Origin of the sequence: Cupriavidus sp. DL-D2 (genome assembly GCF_039710735.1) — a bacterium.
Classification (GTDB): Bacteria; Pseudomonadota; Gammaproteobacteria; order Burkholderiales; family Burkholderiaceae; genus Cupriavidus.
On sequence record NZ_JBDKXK010000125.1, the window covers coordinates 1 to 2,362 of the forward strand.

Annotated in this window: 5 protein-coding genes; all 5 read left to right on the forward strand. The window is 61.4% G+C overall.

Annotation, left to right across the window (positions count from 1 at the left end):
- Window positions 1-803: hypothetical protein (locus ABDB81_RS30245; RefSeq protein ID WP_346814398.1), on the forward strand; the 803-nt coding region annotated here is incomplete at its 5' end.
- Window positions 803-1,054 carry a hypothetical protein gene (locus ABDB81_RS30250; protein ID WP_346814399.1) on the forward strand — a complete coding sequence of 84 codons (252 nt, stop codon included), beginning with the start codon at window positions 803-805 and terminating at the stop codon, window positions 1,052-1,054. The genes ABDB81_RS30245 and ABDB81_RS30250, both read left to right, overlap by 1 nt.
- 105 nt (window positions 1,055-1,159) lie before the next feature.
- Window positions 1,160-1,522, forward strand: a complete 363-nt coding sequence (locus ABDB81_RS30255) for a hypothetical protein (protein ID WP_346814400.1) — start codon at window positions 1,160-1,162, stop codon at window positions 1,520-1,522.
- Window position 1,523: 1 nt separating this feature from the next.
- Window positions 1,524-1,952, forward strand: coding sequence for a hypothetical protein (locus tag ABDB81_RS30260; protein ID WP_346814401.1), 429 nt, complete (start codon window positions 1,524-1,526; stop codon window positions 1,950-1,952).
- Window positions 1,953-1,960: 8 nt separating this feature from the next.
- Window positions 1,961-2,197, forward strand: coding sequence for a hypothetical protein (locus ABDB81_RS30265; protein WP_346814402.1), 237 nt, complete (start codon window positions 1,961-1,963; stop codon window positions 2,195-2,197).
- The last annotated feature ends 165 nt before the right edge of the window (window positions 2,198-2,362 follow it).

Here is a 2,362-nt window from a genome sequence, read left to right on the forward strand (position 1 = left end):
ATGGCTACCTCTGCAAAGCGGAGCGGATTCGCCGCCCCGTCTGCGTGGAATGGCGGGGCGGAGGGGGAAGGAGCATGAAAGAACGCCCTATCCTCTTCAGCGGCGCCATGGTGCGCGCCATCCTCGACGGCCGGAAGACGCAGACGCGGCGAATCTGCAAGCCAGCAGAGAAGGCAGCACTGAGCTTCGTCACCGCCATTCAGGACCCCAGCGACTATGGGCAACGGCCCCTAGAGATTCCCGGCTCTGGTTGGTTCGGAGACGAAGACGGCGACGTGCAGTTCTATTGCCCCTATGGTCGCCCCGGCGACCGTCTGTGGGTGCGCGAGACGTACTACGCCTTCGGTCGATGGGTGACACGCTACAGCGCCAAGAAGCGCCGCGACGAATGGCATTTCATCGACATGACGCTGGAATGCGATCGCGCCTACCAGTACGCGGCCGATGAACCGGATGTGCCCTTGGCGAAAGACCGCGGCAGTGTCCTGCCCGGATGGTGGCTCAGGCCAGCGATATTCATGCCGCGCGCCGCAGCTCGCGTCGTGCCAGATGTAATGGGCAGTCGTGTCGAGCGGTTGAACGACTGCAGCGAGGAAGATGCAATTGCGGAGGGGATCGCACCACACTACTCCGGTTGGTGGCCGTATAGGACCGCATTCTATGAATCGGACGGCGTGACGCCCGCCAACTTTCATCGAGACCCTCGCGAAAGCTACAGGTCCCTTTGGGACAGCATCAACGGCGCCGGCGCTTGGGCCGCCAACCCGTGGGTCTGGGTCGTCGAGTTCCGGAGGGCCGACTGATGCGCATACACATCACCGTCGGCGGAGAGCGCCGGCCCAAGCCGCAGGTCGGCGACCGAAAGATGATCCGAGGCGTCGAGCACGTGCGCATTTTCGAACGGGTCAAGACCGGCCCGTACAAGGGATCGTACGTTGTTGGCAGCAGCGGACGGAACCTCTTCGAATGGGTGCCGCTCGCCCAAGCTCCTGCGCACCTTCGCGATAAAACGGGGCGGCGCATTGGCAAGGGCTTTGCCGCCGAGGCCGTTTAGTCCGAATTATTCAAAACCAATAATTAGTGGAACAAGCAGCAGAACGAATCATTGAGACGACCCGCCGCGCTTGGCGGCTCGCAGAAACAGGTACGGAGAGAAGAGATGGCACTCATTGACGCAAGAGATCTACCGGCCCCGCGCCTAGAACTGAGGTGGGTCAAGACTGGCAAGACATGGCAAAGCCGGGAGTGCGCCTATTGCCTGGTGCTCCCTCTCGACGAGTTCGATGTCCGCCGGGAAGACGAGAACTGCAATAAGACGCGCGGCGAGTTGACGGTCGAGATCTGCCGCACTCGCGTGCAAGGCGGTCGAGAGCAGGGCCCGATCTGGGATGACAAGTACATCGATACCCCATACCGAGATGGCGTCCATGCGATCTGGGACGCCAAGCACCTCGGGAACCTGCCGATCTACGCAGTGTGCGGCGACAAGGCAAAGCTCCACGAACCTCGGAAACCTGACTGACATGAATCTCGACCTGGAACAGATCAAGACGGCCGCGCGCGCGGCGGGCGGTCAGCCTTGGTCGGTAGACGGTTACATCGTCTGTGAGGATTTGCCCAGCGGCAGCGAAGTCATTGGTCGCGTCGAAATAGCGAACATGCTCAGCAGCGAAGCGGCAGACTTTATAGAGGCCGCCAACCCCGCCGTCGTACTCGCGCTCGTCGAGAGGCTGGAGCGGGCGGAGCGGATCTCCCCGTACGCATTTTGGTTCACTGGAGTCGACGAGTTCGACGACCTCTGCCCGGCTGAGGTTCTGGCCGGCGCCTGCCTCGCTCAGCGGATGGACGCGCCAACGCCGGCGCAGCGCCGAACGCTAGAATTGCCACCGCTCGATCGATGCAACAAGATCAAGGCTTACGCCGCATCGACCGGCCCTGACGTCATTTCCTAGGAGGTTGGATGAAGGTAACGGAAAACGGCCCGTGGAAGGCCGGCTACGATGATGATCGCAGTGTCTTCGTGGAAAGCGACGACTTCACTCATGACGTGCGCCTGTACGTGAATGGCGACTTCGCCTCACTGGAACAGAGGCTGGCTTACGCAGAAGAAATCGCGCGTCGGCTCAATGCCTGGAAGGCAGACGACGGTGGAGTCACGCCGGACGCCGGTTCGATTCCCACTCGGGAACCGAACTGAAGCGGTGAATATACCGCGCTGGGGTGTTAGCAACGGGGCTTCGGCCCCGTTTTTCATGGTTCGCCCAAATGGCGCCCAAGCTTTCTCCCGAGCCGGCGAAAATATAATCAGATCAATATCTTGCGGCAAATGATGCGGCGGGTTCGATTCCCGCCGGCTCCACCA